This window comes from Streptomyces sp. NRRL S-455 (genome assembly GCF_000717875.1).
Taxonomy (GTDB): domain Bacteria; phylum Actinomycetota; class Actinomycetes; order Streptomycetales; family Streptomycetaceae; genus Streptomyces.
Window position 1 is genome coordinate 282,734 of sequence record NZ_JOCT01000004.1, and the last position, 24,013, is coordinate 306,746.

The window sequence follows — 24,013 nt, forward strand, 5'->3', positions numbered from 1 at the left end:
CGGAGCTGTTCCCTACGGCTTGGGCAGGGTGCAGCCGCTCGCGCTCAGGTCGAGCTTGTTGTCGATGCCGAAGCAGGACGGGATCTGGTAGGTCTGCTGGGCGTAGTTGATGCCCTTGCGGACGGTCACCTCGCCGTTCGCGTCGACCTCACAGGGGTTGTTCACCGTGCAGCGCTCGCCGTCCTCGTTGCCGGTGTTGTTGATGGCGACGACCTTGCCGGTGGCCTGGTCGACGACGGGCGAGCCCGACGTGCCGCCGATGGTGTTGCAGGCGGAGGTGTAACGGACCGAGTCCTTCCAGGTCCAGCCGCCCTCCTTCAGGGTGGGCACGAACCCGTCGATGTCGCAGCTGTAGATCCGCTTCCAGTAGCCGGAGGGGATGCTGATGGCGGTGCCGGCGACCGGGTGCGTGTCGTTCAGGGTCAGCGCGTTGATGCCGTACGAGCTCTTGATCTGCCCGTACGTGGTGGTGAGCTGGTAGAACGCGACGTCCGTGTCGGTCATCGTGCCGTACGCGAGCTTGGCGGCGCGCAGGGTCGCCACGCGCGAGCCGGATGCGTTGAGCAGGCCGAAGGTGCGGCTGGAGGCCTGGTCGACGCGGACCTCGCCGGGGGCGGGGAAGCCGCCGTCCAGGCAGTGGCCGTTGGTCATCACCAGCGCCGGGTCGTTCTCCTCGGAGTCCGGCATGCGGACGACGGAGCCGGAGCAGTTGCTGAGCGCCACGGTGCCGGCGAAGTTGACGCCCTTGGCCGTCGGGTTGGTGATCCCGGACAGGGTCTCCGTCGCGGACGTGACCACGTCCGTGACGGCGGACGTGACCTTGCCCGCGTCCGCGGCCTTGCCGACGCCCGTGGGGGCGGCATCGGCAGCGGTCGCGGGAGCCGCGCCGGCCCCGGCTATCGCCAGGGCGAAGAACGCGGCGGCGAGAGGTTTTCTCATGGGGGGTCCCCTCTTGCGACGGAGGCGGCCGGAAATCCTCCGGCCGCCCGCAGTGTTGTCATGCGCATTGTGAAGGGGTACAGCGCCGGGACACAAGGAGCGGCATCCGGCGCGGACGGCGGCGCCTCCGCCCGCGGAGCGGCGCACCCGGCCCAAGTAGTTCTATCAGGCCCGCTGTTGGCGGATGTCGGCGACCGCCGCGTCGATGTACGTCATGAGCGTCGCGCCACCGACCGTGATCCGCGCGCCCAGCTCGCGGCACCGCTGCTGCCGGGCCGGAGTGACCCGGCCGGCGAAGAACACGGCCGGGCCGTCGAAGAGTCCACGCTCCCGCCAGCCCTGGAGGTCGCTGAACCCGGCGTGCCGGTCGGTGCCGCGCGCGACATCGGAGATCAGCAGGTCGACGGGGACGGTGCGCAGCAGATGCTCGGCCTCCCGCCCGTCCACGGCCACCAGCACGTCGGCGCCGCGCTCCTCCAGGAAGCGGGCGTAGGTCGTGTTGTTCTGTGGCTGGTCATCGACCCAGAGGACCCGGATGCCCTCGTACTCGCCCCGGCCGTCCGGCTCTCCGCGTCCGCGCTCCTCGTCGTCCGATACCGGGGCCACCGGGGTCACGCCGCCCTCCTGAAGCTGCCTCACCAGCTCGTCCACCTGCGGGAGCCGCATCCACTCTTCGACGAGGTGGACGAAACCCTGGTCGCGCGCCAGCGCGGGGAAGGCGGTGGGGAGTTCCTCCTCCAGCCGGGCCAGGACCGTCGCCCGGTTGTCGACGTCCTCCGGCTCCGGCGCCGCCAGCTCGTGCCCGGTCAGCGAGTCCACCGTGATCCGCCACGACTCCCGGTCCGCGGGGGCCGTCTGGCTCAGCACCCTCCGGGCCACCCGGTACTGGAGGAACTCACGGGCCGCGTGCGCGTAGGTGCCGTCACCGGTCACGAGGAGCCGGTAGAACTCGGCGTACAGGTGCTGCAGCAGCAGCGTCCTGACCACCGCCTCAGCGCTGAAGTCCGCCCACACGGGGTTGAGCGAGCACTCCAGGCCGAAGCCGTTCATCAGCCGCTTGATCCGGCGCGGGTTGCGGGCGCAGCGGTCGGCGATCAGCCTGACCAGGTCGTCGTCCAGCAGGTCCCGGAGACCGGAGCGATCGGCCCAGTGACGGACGTAGCCCTCGGCCTCATCACGGCCCGGGACCGGCAGCCGGTAACTCGTCTGGAAGATCTTCTCCATGAACGCCGACCCGGCCGGCCCCAGGTCCCGCAGCAGCCCCTGCGGCCCGAGGGCCGACCGGTCGCAGCCGATCACGAAGGCGAGCCCCGGCACGTCGAGGTAGACCTTCACCGCCTCGCAGACCGCGAGCACGGTCTCCTCCGAGCAGCGGTCCAGATCGTCGATGAAGACGACCAGCAGCCGCCGCGGCTCGTACGCGGCCGACTCGGCCCACTCGGTGGCGAGGTCGCGCAGCGCCTCCCGCAGGTCGTTGCGGGCCTTGGCGTCGACGGACAGGTCGCGCCAGAACTGGTCGACCACCCCGGCCGCCCCGAACGGCGCCGCGGCCACCGTCAGCGTCGCGCGCACCGCCCGGATCAGCGTGCCCCGCTCGGAGGCGTGATGCAGCGCCCGCCGCAGCAGCCGTCGGTCGAAGCTCGACAGGACCGACTTGATGAGTCCTTCGAGCGCGTCGGATCCCGTGGAGGTCCAGGCGTTGTACCAGACGGTCGCCACGTCCCTGTGCTGCCGCAGCTCCGCCTCGACCAGCCGCATCAGACTGCTCTTGCCCATGCCCCAGCCGGCGTCCACCGCGAGGGTGAACGGCGTGGCCGTCCGCGAGGTGTGCAGCAGTCCCGCCAGCTCGCGCGCGGCCCGAGCGGTGCCCAGCAGGTCGGCCTCCAGGGCCGTGACCGGCTCGTCGTTGAGCAGCGCGAAGTCCATGTCCTGTCCCTCCCCCGTGCGGTAGGCAGGCCCAACCTACCCAGTCCGCCCGCCACTTGGGCCCTTGGAGCCGCCCTGACCGTGTCCGGGTTTGCGGCCGGAGTTGCCCGGCGCGGACGTGGTGGCGGGGTCGGTGGGCGTGACCGGGGCCGTGGTGGCGGAGGTGGGGCCCCCGGCCGAGGGCTCTCTCGTGTTCGCCCCGCCTTCGGCGGGCGGACGGCTCGTCCCGTCGTCCGGGCTCGCCGACGCCGTCCCGGACGACGGGTCCTCCGCGGCTGACGGCCGGCCGGCGGCGGGCGCCCCGGTGGCCGGGGCGCGGGAGGACGTGCCGGGTGCGCCCGTTGGGGTCGCGGGATCCCCCGCCGACGTACCCGCCCGGCCGCCCTCGCCACTCGGCGCCCCACCGGAGGGCGCGTCCGAGGGGAAGAACCCGGCGATCAGCGCGGCCGCCGCAGCGGCGCCCACGGCTCCGGCGGCGACCGCCACCCGGCGGGTACGCCACGGGCTCGGCCTGCGCCGGGAGCGGTGGCCGCCCCGACCGGCCCTGCCACGCGCCGGCACCGGCGGCAGCTCACGTGTGTCGCCCGTGCCGTCCGTGGTCCGCGCGTCGTCGTAGTGGACCTGCCATCCGTGCGCCGCGGCCGGATCGGCGTACGCGTCGTACACCGGAGGCGGTGCGGCCTGCGGGAGGTACACGTTCGGCGGCGGGCCCTGCGGCTCGCCTCCCGTCACTCCGTCGGCGTACTCGGATGGCTTGGACATGGCGGCGCATTGTAGGCACCAACGGTGCTGGTGGGACAGCCAGCGGCGATATCCACTCAAACCGACGCGTCTCACGTGGCGGAAAACACGACCCGCGAGGCGTTACCGGGCCGTAAGCTCCCAGATATGCAGGTGATCCAGTCGACCAAGCTCGCCAACGTCTGTTACGAGATCCGGGGGCCGGTGCTCGAGGAGGCGATGCGGCTGGAGGCGGCCGGGCATCGGATCCTCAAGCTGAACACCGGAAACCCGGCCGCGTTCGGCTTCGAGTGTCCGCCCGAGATCCTGGAGGACGTCCTGCGGAACGTGTCCTCGGCCCATGGCTACGGGGACGCGAAGGGACTGCTGGCCGCGCGCCGAGCCGTGGTCATGCACAACCAGACCCTCGGCATCGAGACGGACGTCGAGCACGTCTTCATCGGCAACGGCGTCTCCGAGCTGATCGTGATGGCGATGCAGGGCCTGCTGGACGACGGGGACGAGGTCCTCGTACCCGCCCCGGACTATCCGCTGTGGACCGCCGCCGTCTCCCTGTCCGGCGGCACCGCCGTGCACTACCGCTGCGACGAGCAGTCCGACTGGATGCCGGACCTCGCCGACGTCGAGCGCAAGGTCACGGACCGCACCAAGGCGATCGTGATCATCAACCCGAACAACCCGACCGGCGCCGTCTACGACGAGGCGATGATCAAGGGGCTCACCGACATCGCCCGCCGCCACAACCTGCTGGTCTGCTCGGACGAGATCTACGACAAGATCCTCTACGACGAGGCCGTGCACACCCCGACCGCCGCCGTCGCCCCCGACCTGCTGACCCTCACCTTCAACGGCATGTCGAAGGCGTACCGGGTGGCCGGTTACCGGGTGGGCTGGATGTCGATCTCCGGGCCGCGCGCGCACGCCGACTCCTACATCGAGGGTCTGACGATCCTGGCGAACATGCGGCTGTGCGCCAACATGCCGGGGCAGCACGGCGTCGTCGCCGCGCTGAGCGGACGGCAGACGATCAACGACCTGGTCCTGCCGGGCGGCCGGCTCCGCGAACAGCGGGACATCGCCTACGAGCTGCTGACCCAGATCCCGGGCGTGACCTGCGTGAAGCCGAAGGGGGCGCTGTACCTCTTCCCGCGCCTCGACCCCAAGGTCTTCAAGATCAAGGACGACCGGCGGATGGTCCTCGACCTGCTCCGGCGCGAGAAGATCATGGTCGTCCAGGGCACCGGCTTCAACTGGCCGGAGCCGGACCACTTCCGGGTCGTGACCCTGCCGACGGCCACCGACCTGCGGGACGCGGTGGGCCGCATCGGCCGGTTCCTGGACGGTTACAGCCAGACCTGACCCGCCGCCCCGCATCACGGACGACCACGGACCGCCTGCTCACACTATGTGCGCAGGCGGTCCGGTTTTGTGAACAACTCAACTTTAGACGAAATCTAAGCTAGGATGGTTTCCTGCAAGAGCTCAGGAGGCCCTCCCATGTACGAACCGATCCGCACCAAGTCGGTCCACAGCACGGTGGACGGCCCGAGCCCCGACTTCCCGCACCGTTCGCGTGAGGAAGAGCTGGACATCCAGCTCGCGGGGCATCTCGCCGCCCTGCTCGCCGTCACGGACGAGCTGCGGTCGACGGAGGCCTCCGCCGACCTGGACACCGCGGCGGAACGGCTCGCGGAGCAGGTGGCCCGGCTGCGCGGGGGACGGACCCCGGCCCGCGCCCCGCTGAGCGGCACCCGGCGCGAGCGCGGCGCCGCGGCCCTGCACCGGCGGGCGCACGCCCTGGCGGGCCGTGCGCTGGTCGTCGCCGCCTCCCGCGCCGACACGGCGGCCGCGATCCTGGCCGCCGAGCGGATGGACGCCCACACGGCGGCTCTGGAGCCGCGCGAACTCGCGTCCCACTGAGCCCCGTCGGGCTCCCCCTGACGGCCCCGGTCCGCGCGCACCCGCAGCGACGCGCGGGCCGGGTGCCACCATGTTCGATTCAGAAACCGTGGTACAGCCGTCGCAGGTCGCAGGCGGGTCTGGATCGGCTGGTGTCCACGCCTCTCGACTCCAGCGACTCCGGCAACTCCAGGACGCGACGCAGACGTTGCAGGTGCCCGAGGTTCATGGCCGCCGGGAAAAGACCGAGCGCTCCGGCAGACGTGGGCCGTCGGCCGGAGCGCTCCGTCATCCCCGGGCACGTTCGTGAGCCCGCTGGGCGAGCCGCGCCGAGGGGGCGGGAGTGAGCCTGTCGCCGCCGGCCCCGTCGGGGCGGACGGAGAGCGGTGACGGCCCGGAACCCCGCACGCCGTTGTGCGGGGCCCGCCGGTGTGTTCCGCGGCCGGTCGTGACGTGACGATCGCTGGTCAGGGCACATCCCGGTCCTGACCGGCCGCGGAGTCGGGGTGGGGTTCAGCCCAGGCGCCGCACCAGCGCGTGGTACTCGTCCCACAGCTCCTTCGGGGTGTGGTCGCCGAAGGTGTTGAGGTGGTCGGGGACCAGGGCGGCCTCCTCGCGCCAGACCTCCTTGTCGACCGTGAGCAGGAACTCCAGCTGGGAGTCGGCCAGCTCCAGGCCGTCGGTGTCGAGGGCGTCCTTGGTCGGCAGGATGCCGATCGGGGTCTCGACGCCCTCGGCCGTGCCGTCCAGGCGGCCCACGATCCACTTCAGGACGCGGGAGTTCTCACCGAAACCGGGCCAGACGAACTTGCCCTCGTCGTCCTTGCGGAACCAGTTGACGTAGTAGATCTTGGGCAGCTTCGACTGGTCCTTGCCCTTGGCCACGTCGACCCAGTGGGCCATGTAGTCGCCCATGTTGTAGCCGCAGAACGGCAGCATCGCGAACGGGTCGCGGCGCAGCTCGCCGACCTTGCCCTCGGCTGCGGCGGTCTTCTCGGAAGCCACGTTGGCGCCGAGGAAGACGCCGTGGTTCCAGTCGAAGGACTCCGTCACCAGCGGCACGGCCGTGGCGCGGCGGCCGCCGAAGAGGATCGCCGAGATCGGCACGCCCTTGGGGTCCTCCCACTCCGGCGCGATGATCGGGCACTGCGAGGCCGGGACGGTGAAGCGGGCGTTGGGGTGGGCGGCCGGGACGCCGGAGTCCGGGGTCCAGTCGTTGCCCTTCCAGTCCGTGAGGTGGGCCGGGGCCTCCTCCGTCATGCCCTCCCACCACACGTCGTTGTCGTCGGTGAGGGCGACGTTGGTGAAGACGGAGTTGCCCCACAGCGTCTTCATCGCGTTGGCGTTGGTGTGCTCGCCGGTGCCGGGCGCGACACCGAAGAAGCCGGCCTCGGGGTTGATGGCGTAGAGCCGGCCGTCCTCGCCGAAGCGCATCCAGGCGATGTCGTCGCCTATGGTCTCCACCGTCCAGCCGGGGATGGTCGGCTCCAGCATGGCGAGGTTGGTCTTGCCGCAGGCGCTCGGGAAGGCCGCGGCGACGTACTTGGCCTCGCCGCGCGGCGGGGTCAGCTTCAGGACCAGCATGTGCTCGGCCAGCCAGCCCTCGTCACGCGCCATGACGGACGCGATGCGCAGGGCGTAGCACTTCTTGCCGAGCAGGGCGTTGCCGCCGTAGCCGGAGCCGAAGGACCAGATCTCGCGATCCTCGGGGAAGTGCGAGATGTACTTGGTCTGGTTGCAGGGCCAGGGGACGTCCTCCTGGCCGGGCTCCAGCGGGGCGCCCAGGGTGTGCACGGCCTTGACGAAGAAGCCGTCGTCGCCGAGCTCGTCCAGCACGGGCTGTCCCATGCGGGTCATGGTGCGCATGGAGACCGCGACGTACGCCGAGTCGGTGATCTCCACACCGAGCGCGGACAGCGGCGAACCGAGCGGGCCCATGCAGAAGGGCACGACGTACATGGTCCGGCCCCGCATCGAACCGCGGAACAGACCGCCCTGGCCCCCGGAGCCCTGGAAGATCTCCCGCATCTCGGCGGGGGCCTTCCAGTGGTTGGTGGGGCCGGCGTCCTCCTCCTTCTCGGAGCAGATGAACGTCCGGTCCTCGACGCGCGCGACGTCGGTGGGGTCGGAGGCGGCGTAGTAGGAGTGGGGGCGCTTGATCGGGTCGAGTTTCCGGAAGGTGCCCTTCTGGACGAGCTCCTCGCACAGTCGCTCGTACTCGGCCTCGGATCCGTCACACCAGACCACGTTGTCCGGCTGGGTCAGTTCGGCGATCTCGTTCACCCACGAGATCAGCCCCTGATGAGTGGTGGGGACGGTGGGAGCCGCGATGTCGCGCGCCACGATTGCTCCTAAATGAGGGATTTTTTTGACTTTGGAGGCCCCGTGGGGGCTGCGACCCGGATGCTTCACGTGGAGCTCGGCGCTCATCCGGTGCCGACCGCACTCATTTGATCATCCGACGCTCGCGCCCATCTGTCCAGAGGAGCGCACAGGTGAGCGACGTGAGGATCGCCACGGTTTCTCGCGCCCGCTTTGCGTGCACGTTGGGTTCACCTGACCGTCCGTTTGCGTAACCACCGGTCTGCCAGGGTGAGAGGATGGCCACTCTTCGCCGGTCAATCAGCGCGACTGATACGTCACTTACGGTTCCGTAGCTACCATTCGGCCATGACTGCGTTCGTCCCCGACGCGCCCACGGACACGCCGGCCGACGGCAGCGGTCCGCAGGCGCTCTCCCTGCCACACCCCGTGAAGCCCAAGCTCCGCGGCTGGCTGCACCTCGGCATGTTCCCGGCCGCCCTCGTCGCGGGCCTGGTGCTGACCGCCCTCGCCGACTCGACCAGAGGGCGCATCGCCTGCGGTGTCTACGCGCTGACCGCCTGCCTGCTGTTCGGCGTGAGCGCGCTGTACCACCGGGGCGACTGGAGCCCGCGCATGGACGGCGTCCTGCGCCGACTGGACCACGCCAACATCTTCCTGATCATCGCGGGCACGTACACGCCGCTGACCATGCTGCTCCTGCCGGGCGCCAAGGGCCAGTGGCTGCTGTGGGGCATCTGGGCCGCCGCGGCGGCCGGCATCCTCTTCCGCGTCTTCTGGGTCGGCGCCCCGCGCTGGCTCTACACGCCGTGCTACCTCGCGATGGGCTGGGCAGCGGTCTTCTACCTGCCGGACTTCATGCGGACCGGCGGCATCGCCGTCCTGGTCCTGATCGTCATCGGCGGCGTGCTCTACAGCGCGGGCGGCGTGGTCTACGGGATCAAGCGACCCAACCCGTCACCGCGCTGGTTCGGCTTCCACGAGGTGTTCCACACCTTCACCCTGGCGGCCTTCATCGCGCACTACGTGGGGATCTCGCTGGTGGCGTACCAGCACGCCTGACGCCACCCGAGGGGCAGCACCGGGCCACGGCAGCCTGCTCGCGGATGTCTACGCCGGCCGGCTGGACACCACCGGGCTCCCCGCCGGCGCGGCGAACACGGCCGACGAGTCGCTGAGCGGCGCGCACGCCGTGGCCGAGCGGCTGGGGCTGCCGGGGCTCGCCCGGTCCGCCGACGCGGCATACGTGGACGGCATGGGCACGGTCCTGGTGGTCTGCGCGGTCGCCGCTCTGCTGACCGCGGTGCTGACGGCGCTGCTGCTGCCCGACCGGCGCCCGGCCCCGGCGCCCGGCTCCCCGGACGTGGTCCGCGAGCAGGCTCATGGCCGACAATGACCAACATGACCACGGCGCGAACCTCCCCTGTTCCCGAGGCCGCCCGCCCTCTGGGCCTGCGGGAGCGCAAGAAGATCAAGACCCGGCACGCGATCAGGCAGGCCACCTACGCCCTGGTCCGGGAGCAGGGGTACGACGCCACCACCGTCGAGCAGATCGCCGAGCGCGCCGAGGTCTCACCGAGCACCGTCTTCCGGTACTTCCCCACCAAGGAGGACATCGTCCTCACCGACGAGTACGACCCCGTGTTGGAGGACCTGCTGCGCGAGCGCCCGGCCGACGAGCCCGTGCTGGAGTCGCTGCGGTGGGCGATCCGCGAGGCGATGACCCTGGCCCTGGCCGACAACCCGGACTCCGGGCCGGACGAGACGATGCTCCGGTTCCGGCTCATGGCCGACGTGCCCGCGGTGCGCTCCCGGCTGCTGGAGAGCATGTCCGTCACCGGCCGCCTGCTGTGCCGGGCCCTGGCCGAGCGCACCGGCCGGGACGAGAACGACCTGGAGGTCCGGGTCTACGCCATGGGACTCATGGGCGCCCTGCTGGAGGCCACGCGGTACTGGGCCGAGGGGAACTTCCGCCAGGACCTGCCGGAGCTGCTCGACCGCACCCTCGCCACCTTCAAGGACCTGCCCCGCCGGTGAGGCCGGTACGGGGCACCGTCCGGGAAAACTCACCACCCCGGCAGTCCGCCGCCGTGACATCCTGACGTGGTGAACGGTCCCGAGATCCACGTCGAGTTCGCAGCCGAGCTGCACGTCTTCGTCCCCCGGGCCCGGCGGGACGGCGCGGTGCGGGCCGCCACCGACGGCCTCTCCAGCCTCGGCCACGTCATCGAGTCGCTGGGCGTACCGCTGACCGAGGTGGGCGCGCTGGCCGTGGACGGCCGCGAGGTGCCGGTCTCACACGTCCCGGCGGCCGGCGAGTCGGTGACCGTACGGCCGGTCGCCCGGCCCCAGCAGGTGCCGGGCGCGCCTCTGCGGTTCCTCCTCGACGTGCACCTCGGCACACTGGCCCGCCGGCTGCGCCTCCTCGGCGTGGACACGGCCTACGAGTCGACCGACATCGGCGACCCGGCGCTGGCCGCTCGTTCGGCGGCGGAGCAGCGGGTCATGCTGAGCCGGGACCGGGGGCTGCTGCGCAGGCGCGAGCTGTGGGCGGGGGCGTTCGTGTACAGCACCCGGCCCGAGGAACAGCTGCGTGACGTCCTGGAGCGGTTCGATCCCGAGCTGTTCCCGTGGACGCGGTGCACGGCCTGCAACGGGGTGCTCCGCGAGGCCTCCAAGGACGAGGTCGCGAAGCAGCTCGAACAGGGCACGCATCGGACGTATGACGTGTTCGCTCGGTGCGCGGAGTGCGGCCGGGCGTATTGGAAGGGGGCGCACCACGAGCAGCTGGAGGCGATCGTGGAGCGGGCGCTCGCGCTCCGCGCGGAGCGCCCTTGATTCTTGAGAGCCGCGGGGAGCTGCGGGACCGTCGTGGCTGGTCGCGCAGTTCCCCGCGCCCCTTCGGGCGCACCCTTCTTCAGTCGCCCAGCACCGCACGCAAACGTTCGACGTCCGTGGTCGGCGCGTCGCACGTGAAATCGCGGCAGACATACGCGGCCGGTTCACCGCCGACCAGCGGACGGTCCCTGAGCAGCGGGAACTCGTCGCTCTCCGGGGCGCCGACGGCGACCACGGCACCCGGCGCGGTGCCCAGAAGTGCCGTGCGGTGCAGGGCCTTCGTCTCCTCGTGATCGAGGGACGGTCCCACGATGGCGACCTCGCGCGGCCCGTCCAGCACCGCCTCGGCGGCGGCGAGCCCCCAGCCGATGAAGCGGGGCACGCGCGGCCCGAGCGCCTTCACGACACCCAACGCCCTCTCGGCGGCCGTGCGATGAGGCTCGGAGCCGGTGTGCGCGGCATAGCTCAGCAAGGCGCCCGCCGCCGCGGTCCAGCCGGACGGGGCGGCGTTGTCGGTCGGGTCCTGCGGGCGGCGGATCAACCGCTCGGCGTCGGCGGCGGTGTCGAACAGGGCACCCGACTCCGAGTCGGTGAAACGGACCAGGACATGGTCGAGCAGGAAGCCGGCGAACTCCAGCCAGACCCCCTCCCCGGTGACGGACGCCAGCGCGAGGAAGCCCTCCGCCACGTCGGCGTAGTCCTCCAGCACACCCGCGTTGGCACCCGCGTGCCCGTCCTTGCTGGTGCGGGTGAGGCGAGCCTGCTCGTCGAGGTGCAGCCGGACAAGGAGGTCGGCGGCGGCGACAGCGGCCTCGACGAGGTCGGGCCGGTCGAAGTAGGCGCCGGTCTCGGCGAGCGCGGCGATCGCGAGGCCGTTCCAGGCGGCGACGACCTTGTCGTCCCGGCCGGGGGCGGGCCGCTCGGACCGCCTCGCCAGCAGACGCTCCCGGATCGAGCTGATCCTCTCGGCGTCGAACACCCCGTCCTGCTGAGGCAGTTGGAGGACCGACTGGCCGTGCTCGAAGGTGCCCTCCTCGGTCACGCCGAAGTACTGGCCGGCGAGTTCGGCGTCCTCCTCGCCGAGCACCTCGCGCAGCTGCTCCGGCGTCCACACGTAGTACGCGCCCTCGACATGCCTGCCGGTGCCGTCGTCGCTGTCGGCGTCCAGCGCGGAGGCGAACCCGCCTTCACTCGTGCGCAGTTCGCGCACCATGAAGTCGGCGGTCTCCAACGCCACGCGGCGCGCGAGCTCGCTGCCGGTGGCACGCCAGAGGTGGGCGTAGACCCGGCACAGCAGGGCGTTGTCGTAGAGCATCTTCTCGAAGTGCGGCACGATCCAGTCGCGGTCGACGGAGTAGCGGGCGAAGCCGCCGCCGAGCTGGTCGTAGATGCCGCCGCGGGCCATGCGCTCGCAGGTGTCGCTCGCCATCTGCAGGGCGCCCTCGGCGCCGGTGCGGGCGTGGTGGCGCAGCAGGAACTCCAGCACCATCGACGGCGGGAACTTCGGCGCCCCGCCGAAGCCGCCGCGCTGCGGGTCGTACTCGCGGGTGAGCGCGAGCAGCGCCTGTGCGAGCTCCTGCTCACCGGGCGTCCGGTCGTCACCGAAGGAGATCTCCCGGCCGGCCAGGTCCCGCACGATCTTCCCGGCGACCTCGGTGACCTCGTCCCGCCGCTCCTCCCACGCCTGGTGCACGCCCTCCAGCACCTGTCGGAAGGAGGGCATGCCCTGGCGCGGGGCGGGCGGGAAGTACGTGCCGAAGTAGAACGGCTCGGCGTCCGGGGTGAGGAAGACGGTCATGGGCCAGCCGCCGTGCCCGGTCGCCGCCTGCACGGCCTCCATGTAGACGGCGTCGACGTCGGGGCGCTCCTCGCGGTCGACCTTCACGCTCACGTAGTGATCGTTGAGGTACTCGGCGGTTGGCTGGTCCTCGAAGGATTCGTGAGCCATCACGTGACACCAGTGACAACTGCTGTAACCGATGCTGAGCAGCACGGGCACGTTCCGCTTGCGGGCCTCCTCGAAGGCCTCCGCCGACCAGGGCCACCAGTCGACGGGGTTGTCGGCGTGCTGCAGGAGGTAGGGGGACGTCTCGTGCGCCAGTCGGTTCGGCATGGTGTCCATCCTGCCGCAGTACCCCGCCCGGCACGCGTCAGGCGGCGCGCGGGCGCCGCTCCCGACGCCCGGCCGACGCTCGCGCCGCACCCCAACGCCCGAACCTCTTCACATAATCGGTCCGGGCACGCCCCCTCGCCCCGATGCGCCGTCCACAGCACACTTGACCAAGGAAACGACCAGAAAACGGTGTTTCGCCGGAGGGGGACGTGACATGCGGGACGGTCATCGGGCGGAGGCCGAGCGGCTGTTGGCGCGGGCCGTGGAGGAAGAGGTGCGTCGCACGGGCGGGCGCACCGACGGGAAAGTGCTGCTCGCACGGGCGCGTGGAGCGCTCGACGCGATGGCGCAGAGCGCGGCCGAGGAGTACGAGGCCTACACGCGGGCCCTGGACGAGGCGGCGGCCGGACAGCTGACCTTCGGGCAGCGGTACGCCCGGGAGGGCGCCGGGACGCCGCTGCTGGTCGCGGGGGTCGCGGCGCTCACGGCGGTCGTGGCCGACCTGGCCCTGGGCACGGGTGCCGGGACGGCGGTCGGCGCGGGCGTGACCGTCGGGGTCGTCGGCGCCGCGGCGACGGTCGTGAAGGTGGTCGGCTCGCATCTGCCGGCCGCGCACCGCCGGGCCGGCGCCGTGAGCCAGCCGGGCGGTCCGCAGCAGCTGCGGCTGCAGTGGCTGACGGCGCTGGAGGTGCGGGGCATCCGGCCGTTCCTGGACCAGCAGCGGGTGCTCGCCGCGTCCACCGGGCCGAAGCAGACGGGCCCGCGGCTGCGGGGCGCCGACAAGAGCGCGGCGGCGCGCGGGCGCAACGTGCTGGAGCAGTCCTTCGGGCAGCTTCCCGGGCCGGCTCAGCCGTTCGCGGGGCGGCGGCGGGAGCTGGCGCAGATCCGGCAGTGGGTGCAGGCGGCCCGGGCGAGCGCGGGGACCCAGCCGGCCGTGGTCGTCCTGCACGGCACGCCCGGCAGCGGCCGGACCACCCTCGCGGTGCACGCCACCCACGATCTGAGGGACTACTTCCGTGGCGCCTGCGTTGTCGACCTGCGTGCCGAAGGCCCGGGCGAGCCGCCGCTGTCCACCCGCAACGCCCTGCTGCACCTGCTCAACCGGCTCGGCGCGCCCCGTGAGCAGCTGCTGTTCCGCGAGCGTTCCTCCCCCGACCAGCAGGTCAAACGGCTCAGCGAGCTGTACCACCAGCATCTGACGGGCCTGCCGGTGACGATCGTCCTCGACGACGCCTCGGACGCCGAGCAGGTCCGCGCCCTGGTACCGGAGCGGTCCGACAGTCTGGTGCTGGTGACCGCGCGGGGCCCGCTGGAGCTGGGCGACCTGCCCGCGCGGGTGCACCAGCTCGCGGTGGAGCCGCTGGACGCGGCGGGTGCGGAGGAGCTGCTGGGCGCGGTGGCGCAGGACCGTTCCGGGCCGTACGACGCCGAGTCCGCCGACCGGGTCCGGCAGTTGTGCGGCGGGCTGCCGCTGGCGCTGCGCGTCGCGGGGTCGTGCCTCGGCCCGCGCTCCCCACGCGTGCTGGCCACGGACCTCGGCGCGTACGGGCCGGTCGAGCCGGTCGAGCGCGCCCTGTGGCTGCGCTACACCGACCAGTCGGAGACCGTACGGCGGCTGCTGCGCCGCCTCGCCCTGGCCGGCCGGGCCTCGCTCGGCGCGGCGGCGGCCGCCGCGCTGCTGGCCACCGACGAGGCGGAGGCCACACGCCATCTGCAGGCCCTGAGCCGCGCCGGCCTGATCGACCCCGTGCGAGGTGACCGATACCGGCTCCACGACCTGGTCCGTGTCTTCGCCCAGGCCCGGCTCCTCGACGAGGAGGACCCGGCCGAGCGCGCGGCGGCGCAGGAACGGCTGATCGTGAACTACGCCGAGCTGGCCGACTCCGTACTGCGCATGGTCGACGGCAACATGTCGACCCGCACGAACCGCTTCAGCCCGTACGGCTTCACCTCCCTCGACGAGGCGCTGCGCTGGCTGGACGACGAGTCGAGCTTCATCACGGCGGCGCTGCGGCACGCCGAGGGCGTGAACCAGGCGGCGGTCCTCAACCTCCTGGGCGCCCTGTGCGACTACTGCCTGCTGCGCGGCGACCTGTACCGCCTGGGCGAGATCAGCGAACTCGCGCAGGCGGTCGACGAGGGGCTGCTGGTCCGCTCGGTGCAGTGGCGCACCGGTATCGCGGCGCGGCAGCTCGGCGAGCTGGACAAGGCGCGTACGACCCTCGCCTCGGTCGTCGACCTGTACCGGGAGGCCCACCACGACGCGGGGGCCGCCCGGGCCCTGTGCTCCCTCGGCATCACCCTGCACCACCAGGGCAATCTGACGGAGGCGTCGGCGAAGCTCCGCGAGGCCCTGACGCTGCAGGCCCCACCCGAGCTCGCGACGGACCGCGCCTGGACGATGCACGCCCTGGCGGCCGTCGAGCGGGACCGGGCCCGGGTGGCGGAGGCTCTGGAGCTGCTGACCGAGTCCCTGGTGCTGCACCGCCGGGGCGAGTCCGTGCACGGTCAGGCCTGGGCCCACTTCCAGCTCGGTCAGCTGGGCCTGCGCATGGGCGACGTCCCGCGCGCCGAGTCCGAGCTGCGTGCGGCGCTCGACCTGTACGGCCGGACCCGCGACGCCCGTGGCGAGGCCTGGGCGCTGACGCAGCTGGCCCGGGCCCGGCTGGTCGACGGGGACGCCTCCCCCGCGGTGGAGGAACTGCGCGGGGCGGCCGCCCGGCACCGGGACAACGAGGACGCGCGCGGCGAGGCCTGGACCCTCTACTACCTGGGCCAGGCGCTGGAGGAGACGGGCGACCTCGACCAGGCGGTCCGCGAGCTGGAACGCTCCCGGACGATGTTCTCCCGGATGCGGGACGTCTACGGTCTGGCCTGCGCCCGCCACCACTCGGCCCGCGTCACCCGTGACCAGCGCGCGGCCCAGACGGGCTCCCTGCGCAACTCGGGCTTCGCCCGCCAGCTCCTGGTCGACGCCCGCGCCGACTTCCAGCGCATCGGTGTCGCCCACGGCGAGGCCTGGACCTGCCTGGAACTGGCGGTCGTGGACGCGGGCAACGCCCGCACCCAGCAGGCGCTGGCCCTGTGTGACGAGGCGGTCGGGCTCTTCACGTCGTACGGGGACCGCCGGGGTGAGGACTGGGCGCGCTTCCTGCGCTGCACCCTCCTCCCCTACGCGGCACCCGGCGGCTTCGAGGTCGGCACGGCCGTGGCCCAGGAGGAACTGGCCCGGCTGTCCCGGGCGGCCCATCCACTGCGGGACGAGAAGCTCGACGAGTACATCGACGCCTGGGCGCTGCTGCTGGAGCGGGGAGTGAGCCTGGAGGCCGGGTGGCAGGCCTGGGGGCTCGGGATGACACCCAGCCGGCACGCGCGGGAGGTGATGGGCGTGCCGGTGGACCCGGAGGCGTAGCGCATGCGGCACCCGTCGGCGGCGGACGGCCACCGACGGGTTTCGCCCCGGTGAGGGGCGTCAGCCCTGCTTCTTGCCCTGGCCGGAGGCCTCGGCGCCCGCGGACTCGGCAGGCCCGGACTCGGCGGGCCCGGACTCGGCGGGCCCGGACTCGGCAGGCCCGGATTCCGCCTGCTCGGCCTTCGGGTCGGGGGCCTGGGTGAAGTCGACCCGGTTCATGTGCCGGTTCATCGACTTCATCAGGCCCCACACCGCCAGTGCCATCACCGCGAAGACGATGAAGCCGAGAACGCCGGGGGTGACCTTGTCCTCGTCGACCTCCTTGGCGAGGGAGACGAGGTGCGTCATTGCCAGGCTTGCGCTTGCGCTCATGTCAGGCATTGTCGCGGACGCCCGCGAAGAGGTCGTCCTCGGGGAGGGAGGTATCGACGAGGGACTTCGCCAGCTCGTATTCCTCCGTCGGCCAGACCTCCTTCTGGATCTCCATCGGCACCCGGAACCAGCCCCCGTCCGGGTCGATCTGCGTGGCGTGCGCGATCAGCGCCTTGTCGCGGATCTCGAAGAAGTCGGCGCAGGGGACGTGCGTGGTCAGCGTGCGCTCGTTGCGGCCGAACTCGTCCCAGCGCTTGAGCCACTCCCCGTACGGCGACTCCAGGCCCCGGTCCAGCAGCGCCTGGTGCAGCGCCTCGGTGCGCGGGCGGTTGAAGCCCTGGTTGTAGTACAGCTTCTGCGGCTGGTAAGCGGGGCCGTACTCCGCCTCCGGGTACTTCTCGGTGTCCGCCGCGCCCTCGAACGCCACCATCGAGATCTTGTGGGTCATGATGTGGTCGGGGTGCGGGTAGCCGCCGTTCTCGTCGTAGGTGGTGATCACCTGGGGGCGGAAGGAGCGGATCTTCCGCACCAGCTCGCCGGCCGCGTGGTCGACGTCCTCCAGGGCGAAGCAGCCCTCCGGCAGCGGCGGCAGCGGGTCGCCCTCGGGCAGGCCCGAGTCGACGAAGCCGAGCCACTCCTGCTTGACGCCGAGGATCTCCCGGGCCTCGTCCATCTCCTTCTTGCGTACCTCGTGGATGTGCTCCTCGATGTACTTGTCGCCCTGCAGCTTCGGATTGAGGATGGAGCCGCGCTCCCCGCCCGTGCAGGTCACGACCAGCACGTCCACCCCCTCGGACACGTACTTCGCCATGGTCGCCGCGCCCTTGCTCGACTCGTCGTCGGGGTGGGCGTGAACGGCCATCAGTCGCAACTGGTCAGTCAAGACTCAATCCTCAGTAAGTCGGCGCCCTGTGTGCGTCGGCGCAATCAGCGGCTTCTATAGTGACCGAACCGGAGGGCGAATAATTCCGGGACCGGGTCCCGGGAGCCTTTTCGGGACGCTTGTCCCGGCCCCGTTCTGGAGGACGATCATGACGACGGCGAGCACGAGACCGCCCGAGGGCCGGTACGGCCGTACCTCGGACGAGCGCGCCGACCGCACGCTCAAGGTCGTCGGCGCCGTCCTCGCCGCGGCGCTGCTGGGGCTCGTCGGCTGGTTCGGCTACCACTACGTCGCCAAGAACGAGATCAGCGCCGAGGTGATCAGCTTCGAGCCCGGCAAGGAGTCCGTGCGGGTGCACCTGGAGGTCCGCAAGGACGCCGGCACGGACGGCTACTGCACGGTGCGCTCCCAGGCCGAGGACGGCGCCGAGGTGGGCCGTGCCGACTTCCGCTTCGACGGGGACGCCACCCGCGTCGACAAGGTCGTCACGCTGCGTACGACCTCTCCGGGGACGACGGCCGAGCTACTGGGCTGCCACGCCGGTTGACGACAACAGGTCACCTGGAATACGTAGGGCCTGACCTGCGTTGACGTGAATCTGGTCGCTTATGTCCTCCCCCTTGGGCCCCTGAATTGTTAGGCTCGTGGTTTCGCCCATCCGTGAAGGAACATGCTTCTGGGTAGGGCGATGCTTTGTATTCCCAGTACCTACGAGGAGCACCTGTGACCCAGACCAGCGAGAACGTCACCTGGCTGACCCAGGAGGCGTACAACAAGCTCAAGGCTGAGCTTGAGTACCTTACTGGTCCCGCGCGGGCGGAGATCTCCGCGAAGATCGCCGCTGCGCGCGAGGAGGGCGACCTGCGTGAGAACGGCGGGTACCACGCGGCCAAGGAGGAGCAGGGCAAGCAGGAACTCCGTGTGCGCCAGCTCACCCAGCTCCTCGAGAGCGCCAAGGTCGGCGAAGCGCCTGCGGCGAATGGTGCGGTGGCTCCCGGCATGGTCGTCACCATCGCGTTCGACGGCGACGAGGACGACACGCTGACGTTCCTCCTCGCCTCCCGCGAGTACGCGAGCGCCGACATCGAGACGTACTCCCCGCAGTCTCCGCTGGGCACCGGCGTGATCGGCCACAAGGTCGGCGAGGACGCGGAGTACGAGCTGCCGAACGGCAAGAAGGCCTCGGTCAAGATCCTCAAGGCCGAGCCGTACGAGGGCTGACCGGCCCCCCAACGAGCTTTGGCGTGCCCCCGGCGTCCTCAGGGCGCCGGGGGCATCGTCACGCCGTCGCGGACCGGTACTTGCGCACCGCCAGTGTCCGGAAGACGACCAGGATCAGCACCGAGTAGATCAGCGAGGCCCAGACGGGGTGCTGCATGGGCCAGGCGTCCGACGCCGACTGGCCCGGGTTGGCGAACAGCACACGGCAGGCCTGGACCGTGGCGCTGAAGGGGTTCCACTCGGCGATGTGCCGCAGCCAGGGCGTCATATGGCTGGTGTCCACGAACGCGTTCGAGATGAACGTGACCGGGAAGAGCCAGATCAGCCCGCTGGACGTGGCCGCCTCGGGGGTCCGGACGGACATGCCGATCAGGGCGCCGATCCAGGTGAACGCGTAGCCGAGCAGGAGCAGCAGGCCGAAGGCCGCGAGGACCCTGGCGGCGTTGGTGTCGCCGTCCGACCCGACGCGCCAGCCGACCAGGAGGGCGACCACCGCGAGGACGACCAGGGTGAGGGCCGTCTGCACGGAGTCGGCGAGGGTGCGTCCGGTGAGCACCGCGCCGCGTGCCATGGGCAGGGAGCGGAAGCGGTCGATGAGGCCCTTGTGCATGTCGTCGGCGATGCCGGCGCCGGAACTCGCGGTGGCGAACGTGACGGTCTGCGCGAAGATGCCGGCCATCAGGAAGTTCTTGTAGTCGGCGGCGCTGGTGCTGCTGCCGATCTGCATGGAACCGCCGAAGACGTAGGTGAACAGCACCACGAACATGATCGGCTGGATCAGCCCGTAGATGATCATCTCCGGGATCCGGGACATGCGGATCAGGTTGCGTTTCGCCACGACCATCGAGTCCCGGATCGACTGGCTGACCGGGTTCGCGGCCGGCGCGACCCGCACGGCGTCGGTGACGGCGCTCACTTCACGGCCTCCTTGGCGTTGTCCTCGTCCTTCGCCTCGGCCACGTGTCCCGTCAGGGACAGGAAGACGTCGTCGAGGGTCGGCCTGCGCAGACCGATGTCGTCGATCTCGATGCCCCGCGTGTCCAGTCGCGGATGATCTCGGCGAGGAGCTTGGCGCCGCCGGTCACGGGCACGGTGAGCTTGCGCATGTGCTCCTCGACCGTGGTGTCGCCCTTGCCGAACCCGGCGAGGACCTCCGCGGCGGTCCGCATGTGCTCGCGCTCGTGCACCACGACCTCGACGCGTTCGCCGCCGGTGCGGGCCTTGAGCTGGTCGGAGGTGCCCTGGGCGATGACCCGGCCCTGGTCGACCACCGCGATGTCGTGCGCGAGGTGGTCGGCCTCCTCCAGGTACTGGGTGGTCAGCAGCAGCGTCGTACCGCCGGAGACCAGTTGCTTGATGACCTCCCACAGCTGCTGGCGGTTGCGCGGGTCGAGGCCGGTCGTCGGCTCGTCCATGAACATCACGGGCGGTGAGACGACGAGGGCCGCGGCGAGGTCGAGCCGGCGGCGCATGCCTCCGGAGTAGGTCTTGGTGGGGCGGTCGGCGGCGTCCGCGAGGTGGAACTGCTCCAGCAGCTCGGCCGCACGCTCCTTCGCCGCCTTCGCCCTCATCTGGTAGAGCTGGCCGACCATCTGCAGGTTCTCGCGGCCGGTCAGGTACTCGTCGACGGCGGCGAACTGGCCGGACAGGCCGATGGAGCGGCGGACGGCGTCGGGCTGCTTCAGCACGTCGATGCCCGCGACGACGGCCCGTCCGCTGTCGGGCCGCAGCAGGGTGGTCAGGCAGCGGACGGTGGTCGTCTTGCCCGCGCCGTTCGGCCCGAGCAGGCCGAGGACCGTGCCCTCGGGCACGTCGAGGTCGACGCCGTCCAAGGCCCTGACGTCACCGAAGGTCTTGACCAGACCTTCGGCATAGATGGCGCCTGGCATATGAGTCTCCACGTCTTCGGGGATCGCCGGACAAGTGGTGAGTGATGCGTCGCACCGACACACCATAACGCGATGTATCGCGTCTCACAATCGGTTTTTCCGCGTCTCGTTCCGGGGAGAGAAAGGATCTTGACGGGCCGGCGCGCCGGCTCAGCCCATGACCGTGTAGCCCGCCTCGCGCAGCGCCTGACCCACCTCGGCGCAGTGCGCCGGGCCCTTCGTCTCCAGGTGCAGCTCGACCTCCGCCTCCGTGAGCCCGAGCCGTGGGTCGGTCCGTACATGGCTCACATCGAGGACGTTAGCGTCGACCACTGACAACACGCCCAGAAGTGTGGCGAGAGCGCCCGGGCGGTCCGTCAGCCGCAGCCGGACGGCCAGGTAGCGGCCCTGCGCGGTCATGCCGTGCCGCAGCACCCGCTGCATCAGCACCGGGTCGACGTTGCCGCCGGACAGGACGGCCACGACCGGGCCCTCGAAGGAGCCGGGCTCGCTCAGCAGGGCCGCGACCGGGCTGGCCCCGGCCGGTTCCACGACCAGCTTTGCGCGCTCCAGGCACAGCAGCAGCGCGGCGGACAGCTCGTCCTCGTTGACCGTGCGCACCTCGTCGACCAGCGCGCCGACGATCCCGAACGGCACGTCACCGGGCCGGCCGACCTTGATGCCGTCGGCCATCGTCGCCGGGTTCTCGACCGTGACGGGCCGGCCCGCCGCCAGCGAGGGCGGGTAGGCCGCCGCGCCCTCCGCCTGGACGCCCACGATCCGCACGTCCGGCCGCAGAGCCTTCACCGCCACGGCGATCCCGGCGGCCAGCCCGCCACCGCCGATGCCGACGACGATCGTGCGCACCTCGGGGCACTGCTCGAGGATCTCCAGGCCGACCGTGCCCTGACCGGCGATGATGTCGGGATGGTCGAAGGGGTGGATGAACACCGCGCCCGTCTCGGCCGCGTACTCCTGTGCGGCGGCCAGTGTCTCGTCGACCACCTGGCCGTGCAGCCGTACCTCGGCCCCGTAGTCACGGGTGGCGCTGACCTTGGGCAGCGGGGCGCCCTTCGGCATGAACACCGTGGACCGCACGCCGAGCAGCGTGGACGCCAGCGCGACGCCCTGCGCGTGGTTGCCGGCGCTCGCGGCGACGACACCGGCGGCGCGCTCCTCGGGCAGCAGGCCGGCGATCCGGACGTATGCGCCGCGCAGCTTGAACGAACCGGTGCGCTGGAGGTTCTCGCACTTGAGGTGCACCGGCGCGCCGACCATCTGGGACAGGTGCCTGCTGCCCTCCATCGCGGTCACCCGCGCCACGTCCGAGAGCATCTTCTGCGCTCCGCGCACGTCGTCGAGGGTGACGCGGCGCAAGGAGTCAGCCGTGCTGTAGCTCATGACTCCAGCATCGCAGTTCACGGTCGGGAACGGCCGTTGTGACCAAGCTCCGAGACCCGCTTTGCGCAGCCCCGGTACGGCCCGCCCCCCGGCCGCGTACCCTGTCCCCCAATCAGCCAGCCCTCCACGAAGTGAGCCCCCGGCCATGCCCACAACACCTGAAATGTCGATGGACATGTCGACCGTCGGTGACACCGGTCTTCTCGACACGCTGCAGCACGAGGTGGCGTTGTTCGCCCGCCGTGCCGAACAGACCCGGCTCGGCGGGGTCGGGCAGGTGCGCAACTCCATGGACCGCGCCGCGTACCTGCTGCTCAACCGGCTCGACAAGGAAGGCCCGATGGGCGTCAAGGCGCTCGCCGCGAGCATGGGCATCGACTCGTCGACGGTCACCCGGCAGGTGGCTCCGCTCGTCGACACCGGTCTGGTCAAGCGCACCTCGCACCCGGAGGACGGGCGGGCGGTGGTGCTCCAGCTGTCCCCGCGTGGGCAGGCGCGGCTGGAGGAAGTGCGCTCGTCCCGGCGGCAGTTGATGGCCGAACTCACCCAGGACTGGAATCCGGAGGAACGCGAGGCGTTCTGCTCGCTCCTCACGCGCTTCAACAGTGCGCTGTCCGCCCGGATGGCGGTGCCCGGGGTGCCGGAGCCGGAGACGCAGTCCGGCTCCTGAACACGGTTCGGCGCGGACTTCCGGGCGCGGATCCGGCCGCCGGGTGGCCCACGCCGACGGCGTCGCCCTCCGCCCGGCCCGCGCCATCCGCTGCCCCACTCGGTGTTGCGGCCCCGCAGCGGGGCGGCCGGGCCGGTACCGGCCGCGGCATCCGCTGTGCCGACCCTGTGCGCGGCTCTTGACCACGGGGCCGCCCTTGGCCTGATATGAGACCGGGTCCCGTCGTACGCGGGCGTCGCGTCCGTGTCCGGCCGGGCCCGCATCCACAGGGTCGCCGGCCGGCGGGAGGTGCGGTGCGACAGCGGCATGCGTCCCGGGCGACGCGTCGGTCCCGGGAGTTCGAGGCGTTCGTCGCGGGCGCGGCCGGGCGGCTGCTGCACGCCGCCACGCTGCTCACCGCGGAGGCCCCGGACGACAACCCGCGCGCCCGGCGCCTGCTGACCCTGTCGCTGGCTCATACGTACGCGTGCTGGGACCGGCTGCGCGGCGAGGATCCGTACGACCGCGCCCGCCAGTACCTGGCGACCCGCTTCGCCCGCGGCGCGTGGCACCAGTACGGCGGTGTCGGCCGCTCCCGCCCGCACCCCGCGAGCCCCCTGGCGCCGCTCACCCCGCAGGAGCGGCTGATCCTGGTGCTCAGGCTCTACGAAGGCGTCGGCGAGGAGCAGACGGCGGCCCTGCTCGGCCTGTCCGCGGAACGTGTCCGGGCCATCTGCCACCGGGCGACGACGACCCTGCTGCACCGGTCCCGGACCCCCGCAGCAGCGGTGTCGACCGCGAAGGCGGTGCCGTCATGAGCAACGCCACCGGCGCACGACCCGCCACACCCGGAATCGGCGACGCCCGACGCCCGCGCAGCGGAGCGAGGAGGACCGGCGAAAGCGCCACTGCACGGGGCTCCATACCCGGGAGCAGCGACGCCCGACGCCCGGCAGGCGAAGCGAACAGCACCACCGGCTCCCGCCCGGCCGCACCAGACTCCATACCCGGAAGCAGCGACGCCCGACGCCCGGCAGGCGAAGCGAACAGCACCACCGGCTCCCGCCCGGCCGCACCAGACTCCATACCCGGAAGCAGCGACGCCCCCGGCCCCCGCGACGCGGGCCACCCCGGCGAGCGGAGGCATACATGAGTGGGAATCGTGAGGCCGCCATACGGCGGCTCATGGAGCAGGCGCCGCGGCCCGTGCCGTCCGAGATCCACTCGGAGGCCGTGCGCCGGGGCGGACGCATGCTGCGGCGCCGGGCGCTCGCCCGCCGCGTGCTGTGGCTGCTGGTGTTCGCGGCGGTCGTGGCGTTCACGGTGTGGGCACTGACGGCCCGCCCGTGGGTGGAGCCGCCCTCGGAGACGACCCCACCCCTCACCGGCTGGTGACCGCGCGCGGGGCTCCGGTGCCTAGTGCCGCATC

The 24,013-nt window shown here is 71.7% G+C and carries 21 protein-coding genes and 1 pseudogene; 12 read left to right on the plus strand and 10 right to left on the minus strand.

Annotated elements, in window-relative coordinates; all coding sequences use genetic code 11:
- Positions 1-12 precede the first annotated feature (12 nt).
- The 3 genes from IE97_RS0106920 to IE97_RS41980 all read right to left on the minus strand — a co-directional run bounded on the left by IE97_RS0106920 (position 13) and on the right by IE97_RS41980 (position 3,627).
- Positions 13-939: a S1 family peptidase gene (locus IE97_RS0106920; protein ID WP_030232994.1), complete on the minus strand. Its 927-nt coding sequence runs from the start codon at positions 937-939 to the stop codon at positions 13-15.
- A 165-nt stretch (positions 940-1,104) separates the two neighbouring features.
- Positions 1,105-2,865: a P-loop NTPase fold protein gene (locus IE97_RS0106925; RefSeq protein ID WP_030232999.1), complete on the minus strand. Its 1,761-nt coding sequence runs from the start codon at positions 2,863-2,865 to the stop codon at positions 1,105-1,107.
- 36 nt (positions 2,866-2,901) lie between these two features.
- Complete coding sequence (locus IE97_RS41980) at positions 2,902-3,627, minus strand: hypothetical protein (protein ID WP_158708252.1); 726 nt, start codon at positions 3,625-3,627, stop codon at positions 2,902-2,904.
- A 126-nt stretch (positions 3,628-3,753) separates the two neighbouring features.
- Here IE97_RS41980 and IE97_RS0106935 point away from each other — a divergent pair, with 126 nt between their 5' ends.
- Positions 3,754-4,965 (plus strand): pyridoxal phosphate-dependent aminotransferase, encoded by a 1,212-nt coding sequence (locus IE97_RS0106935; protein WP_030233007.1) that lies wholly within the window; start codon positions 3,754-3,756, stop codon positions 4,963-4,965.
- Positions 4,966-5,103: 138 nt separating this feature from the next.
- Positions 5,104-5,526: a hypothetical protein gene (locus tag IE97_RS0106940; RefSeq protein WP_030233012.1), complete on the plus strand. Its 423-nt coding sequence runs from the start codon at positions 5,104-5,106 to the stop codon at positions 5,524-5,526.
- A 492-nt stretch (positions 5,527-6,018) separates the two neighbouring features.
- Here IE97_RS0106940 and IE97_RS0106945 read toward each other — a convergent pair whose 3' ends face one another.
- Positions 6,019-7,848: a phosphoenolpyruvate carboxykinase (GTP) gene (locus tag IE97_RS0106945; protein WP_030233017.1), complete on the minus strand. Its 1,830-nt coding sequence runs from the start codon at positions 7,846-7,848 to the stop codon at positions 6,019-6,021.
- A gap of 327 nt (positions 7,849-8,175) precedes the next feature.
- On the opposite strand from IE97_RS0106945, the gene trhA reads away from it, so the two are divergent.
- From trhA to IE97_RS0106965, 4 genes are all read left to right on the plus strand, one after another.
- Positions 8,176-8,889: a PAQR family membrane homeostasis protein TrhA gene (gene trhA, locus IE97_RS0106950; RefSeq protein WP_030233020.1), complete on the plus strand. Its 714-nt coding sequence runs from the start codon at positions 8,176-8,178 to the stop codon at positions 8,887-8,889.
- A gap of 130 nt (positions 8,890-9,019) precedes the next feature.
- Positions 9,020-9,223 carry a hypothetical protein gene (locus IE97_RS42805; protein ID WP_030233025.1) on the plus strand — a complete coding sequence of 68 codons (204 nt, stop codon included), beginning with the start codon at positions 9,020-9,022 and terminating at the stop codon, positions 9,221-9,223.
- Positions 9,224-9,228: 5 nt separating this feature from the next.
- Positions 9,229-9,864 (plus strand): TetR/AcrR family transcriptional regulator, encoded by a 636-nt coding sequence (locus IE97_RS0106960; RefSeq protein WP_030233028.1) that lies wholly within the window; start codon positions 9,229-9,231, stop codon positions 9,862-9,864.
- A gap of 69 nt (positions 9,865-9,933) precedes the next feature.
- Entirely contained in the window at positions 9,934-10,665 is a 732-nt protein-coding gene (locus IE97_RS0106965; RefSeq protein WP_030233030.1) for a Mut7-C RNAse domain-containing protein, read from the plus strand.
- A 79-nt stretch (positions 10,666-10,744) separates the two neighbouring features.
- Here IE97_RS0106965 and IE97_RS0106970 read toward each other — a convergent pair whose 3' ends face one another.
- The gene (locus tag IE97_RS0106970) at positions 10,745-12,778 is read right to left on the minus strand and encodes a thioredoxin domain-containing protein (RefSeq protein ID WP_030233032.1); all 2,034 of its coding nucleotides are present in this window, start codon (positions 12,776-12,778) and stop codon (positions 10,745-10,747) included.
- A 214-nt stretch (positions 12,779-12,992) separates the two neighbouring features.
- Between IE97_RS0106970 and IE97_RS0106975 the strand changes: the two genes are divergently transcribed.
- Positions 12,993-16,190 (plus strand): tetratricopeptide repeat protein, encoded by a 3,198-nt coding sequence (locus IE97_RS0106975; protein WP_030233034.1) that lies wholly within the window; start codon positions 12,993-12,995, stop codon positions 16,188-16,190.
- Between the two features lie 60 nt (positions 16,191-16,250).
- Here the strand turns inward: IE97_RS0106975 and IE97_RS0106980 are convergent, their stop codons facing one another.
- Entirely contained in the window at positions 16,251-16,571 is a 321-nt protein-coding gene (locus tag IE97_RS0106980) for a hypothetical protein (RefSeq protein ID WP_030233036.1), read from the minus strand.
- Positions 16,564-17,445 carry a mycothiol conjugate amidase Mca gene (mca, locus tag IE97_RS0106985; protein ID WP_078603117.1) on the minus strand — a complete coding sequence of 294 codons (882 nt, stop codon included), beginning with the start codon at positions 17,443-17,445 and terminating at the stop codon, positions 16,564-16,566. Before mca ends, IE97_RS0106980 begins: the two co-directional genes overlap by 8 nt.
- A 148-nt stretch (positions 17,446-17,593) precedes the next feature.
- Here mca and IE97_RS0106990 point away from each other — a divergent pair, with 148 nt between their 5' ends.
- Both IE97_RS0106990 and greA read left to right on the plus strand, forming a co-directional pair.
- Positions 17,594-17,992, plus strand: coding sequence for a DUF4307 domain-containing protein (locus tag IE97_RS0106990; protein WP_030233043.1), 399 nt, complete (start codon positions 17,594-17,596; stop codon positions 17,990-17,992).
- 176 nt (positions 17,993-18,168) lie between these two features.
- Positions 18,169-18,666, plus strand: coding sequence for a transcription elongation factor GreA (gene greA, locus IE97_RS0106995; RefSeq protein WP_030233047.1), 498 nt, complete (start codon positions 18,169-18,171; stop codon positions 18,664-18,666).
- A gap of 58 nt (positions 18,667-18,724) precedes the next feature.
- On the opposite strand, the gene IE97_RS0107000 is transcribed toward greA, so the two are convergent.
- The 3 genes and pseudogenes from IE97_RS0107000 to ilvA form a co-directional block, all read right to left on the minus strand.
- Complete coding sequence (locus IE97_RS0107000; RefSeq protein ID WP_030233051.1) at positions 18,725-19,582, minus strand: ABC transporter permease; 858 nt, start codon at positions 19,580-19,582, stop codon at positions 18,725-18,727.
- Positions 19,579-20,555 (minus strand): annotated as a pseudogene (locus IE97_RS38265) (ATP-binding cassette domain-containing protein). The gene IE97_RS0107000 and the pseudogene IE97_RS38265 overlap by 4 nt, the downstream one beginning before the upstream one ends.
- Before the next feature lie 150 nt (positions 20,556-20,705).
- Complete coding sequence (gene ilvA, locus IE97_RS0107010) at positions 20,706-21,935, minus strand: threonine ammonia-lyase (protein WP_030233055.1); 1,230 nt, start codon at positions 21,933-21,935, stop codon at positions 20,706-20,708.
- Between the two features lie 163 nt (positions 21,936-22,098).
- Here ilvA and IE97_RS0107015 point away from each other — a divergent pair, with 163 nt between their 5' ends.
- From IE97_RS0107015 to IE97_RS0107025, 3 genes are all read left to right on the plus strand, one after another.
- Positions 22,099-22,605 carry a MarR family winged helix-turn-helix transcriptional regulator gene (locus tag IE97_RS0107015; RefSeq protein ID WP_030233058.1) on the plus strand — a complete coding sequence of 169 codons (507 nt, stop codon included), beginning with the start codon at positions 22,099-22,101 and terminating at the stop codon, positions 22,603-22,605.
- Positions 22,606-22,898: 293 nt separating this feature from the next.
- Positions 22,899-23,402 carry a sigma factor-like helix-turn-helix DNA-binding protein gene (locus tag IE97_RS0107020; protein WP_030233062.1) on the plus strand — a complete coding sequence of 168 codons (504 nt, stop codon included), beginning with the start codon at positions 22,899-22,901 and terminating at the stop codon, positions 23,400-23,402.
- Positions 23,403-23,733: 331 nt separating this feature from the next.
- Positions 23,734-23,979, plus strand: a complete 246-nt coding sequence (locus tag IE97_RS0107025; RefSeq protein ID WP_030233066.1) for a hypothetical protein — start codon at positions 23,734-23,736, stop codon at positions 23,977-23,979.
- Positions 23,980-24,013: the final 34 nt, after the last annotated feature.

What these genes read in the sequence shown, in the direction of transcription:
- IE97_RS0106975 (WP_030233034.1), top strand. Translation starts at nt 12,993, where the DNA reads ATGCGGGACGGTCATCGGGCGGAGGCCGAGCGGCTGTTGGCGCGGGCC.
- IE97_RS0107015 (WP_030233058.1), top strand. Translation starts at nt 22,099, where the DNA reads ATGTCGATGGACATGTCGACCGTCGGTGACACCGGTCTTCTCGACACG.
- trhA (WP_030233020.1), top strand. Translation starts at nt 8,176, where the DNA reads ATGACTGCGTTCGTCCCCGACGCGCCCACGGACACGCCGGCCGACGGC.
- IE97_RS0106925 (WP_030232999.1), bottom strand. Translation starts at nt 2,865, where the DNA reads ATGGACTTCGCGCTGCTCAACGACGAGCCGGTCACGGCCCTGGAGGCC.
- IE97_RS0106970 (WP_030233032.1), bottom strand. Translation starts at nt 12,778, where the DNA reads ATGCCGAACCGACTGGCGCACGAGACGTCCCCCTACCTCCTGCAGCAC.
- IE97_RS0106935 (WP_030233007.1), top strand. Translation starts at nt 3,754, where the DNA reads ATGCAGGTGATCCAGTCGACCAAGCTCGCCAACGTCTGTTACGAGATC.
- IE97_RS0106920 (WP_030232994.1), bottom strand. Translation starts at nt 939, where the DNA reads ATGAGAAAACCTCTCGCCGCCGCGTTCTTCGCCCTGGCGATAGCCGGG.
- IE97_RS0106980 (WP_030233036.1), bottom strand. Translation starts at nt 16,571, where the DNA reads ATGCCTGACATGAGCGCAAGCGCAAGCCTGGCAATGACGCACCTCGTC.
- IE97_RS0107025 (WP_030233066.1), top strand. Translation starts at nt 23,734, where the DNA reads ATGAGTGGGAATCGTGAGGCCGCCATACGGCGGCTCATGGAGCAGGCG.
- IE97_RS0106940 (WP_030233012.1), top strand. Translation starts at nt 5,104, where the DNA reads ATGTACGAACCGATCCGCACCAAGTCGGTCCACAGCACGGTGGACGGC.
- IE97_RS0106990 (WP_030233043.1), top strand. Translation starts at nt 17,594, where the DNA reads ATGACGACGGCGAGCACGAGACCGCCCGAGGGCCGGTACGGCCGTACC.
- IE97_RS0106960 (WP_030233028.1), top strand. Translation starts at nt 9,229, where the DNA reads ATGACCACGGCGCGAACCTCCCCTGTTCCCGAGGCCGCCCGCCCTCTG.
- IE97_RS41980 (WP_158708252.1), bottom strand. Translation starts at nt 3,627, where the DNA reads ATGTCCAAGCCATCCGAGTACGCCGACGGAGTGACGGGAGGCGAGCCG.
- ilvA (WP_030233055.1), bottom strand. Translation starts at nt 21,935, where the DNA reads ATGAGCTACAGCACGGCTGACTCCTTGCGCCGCGTCACCCTCGACGAC.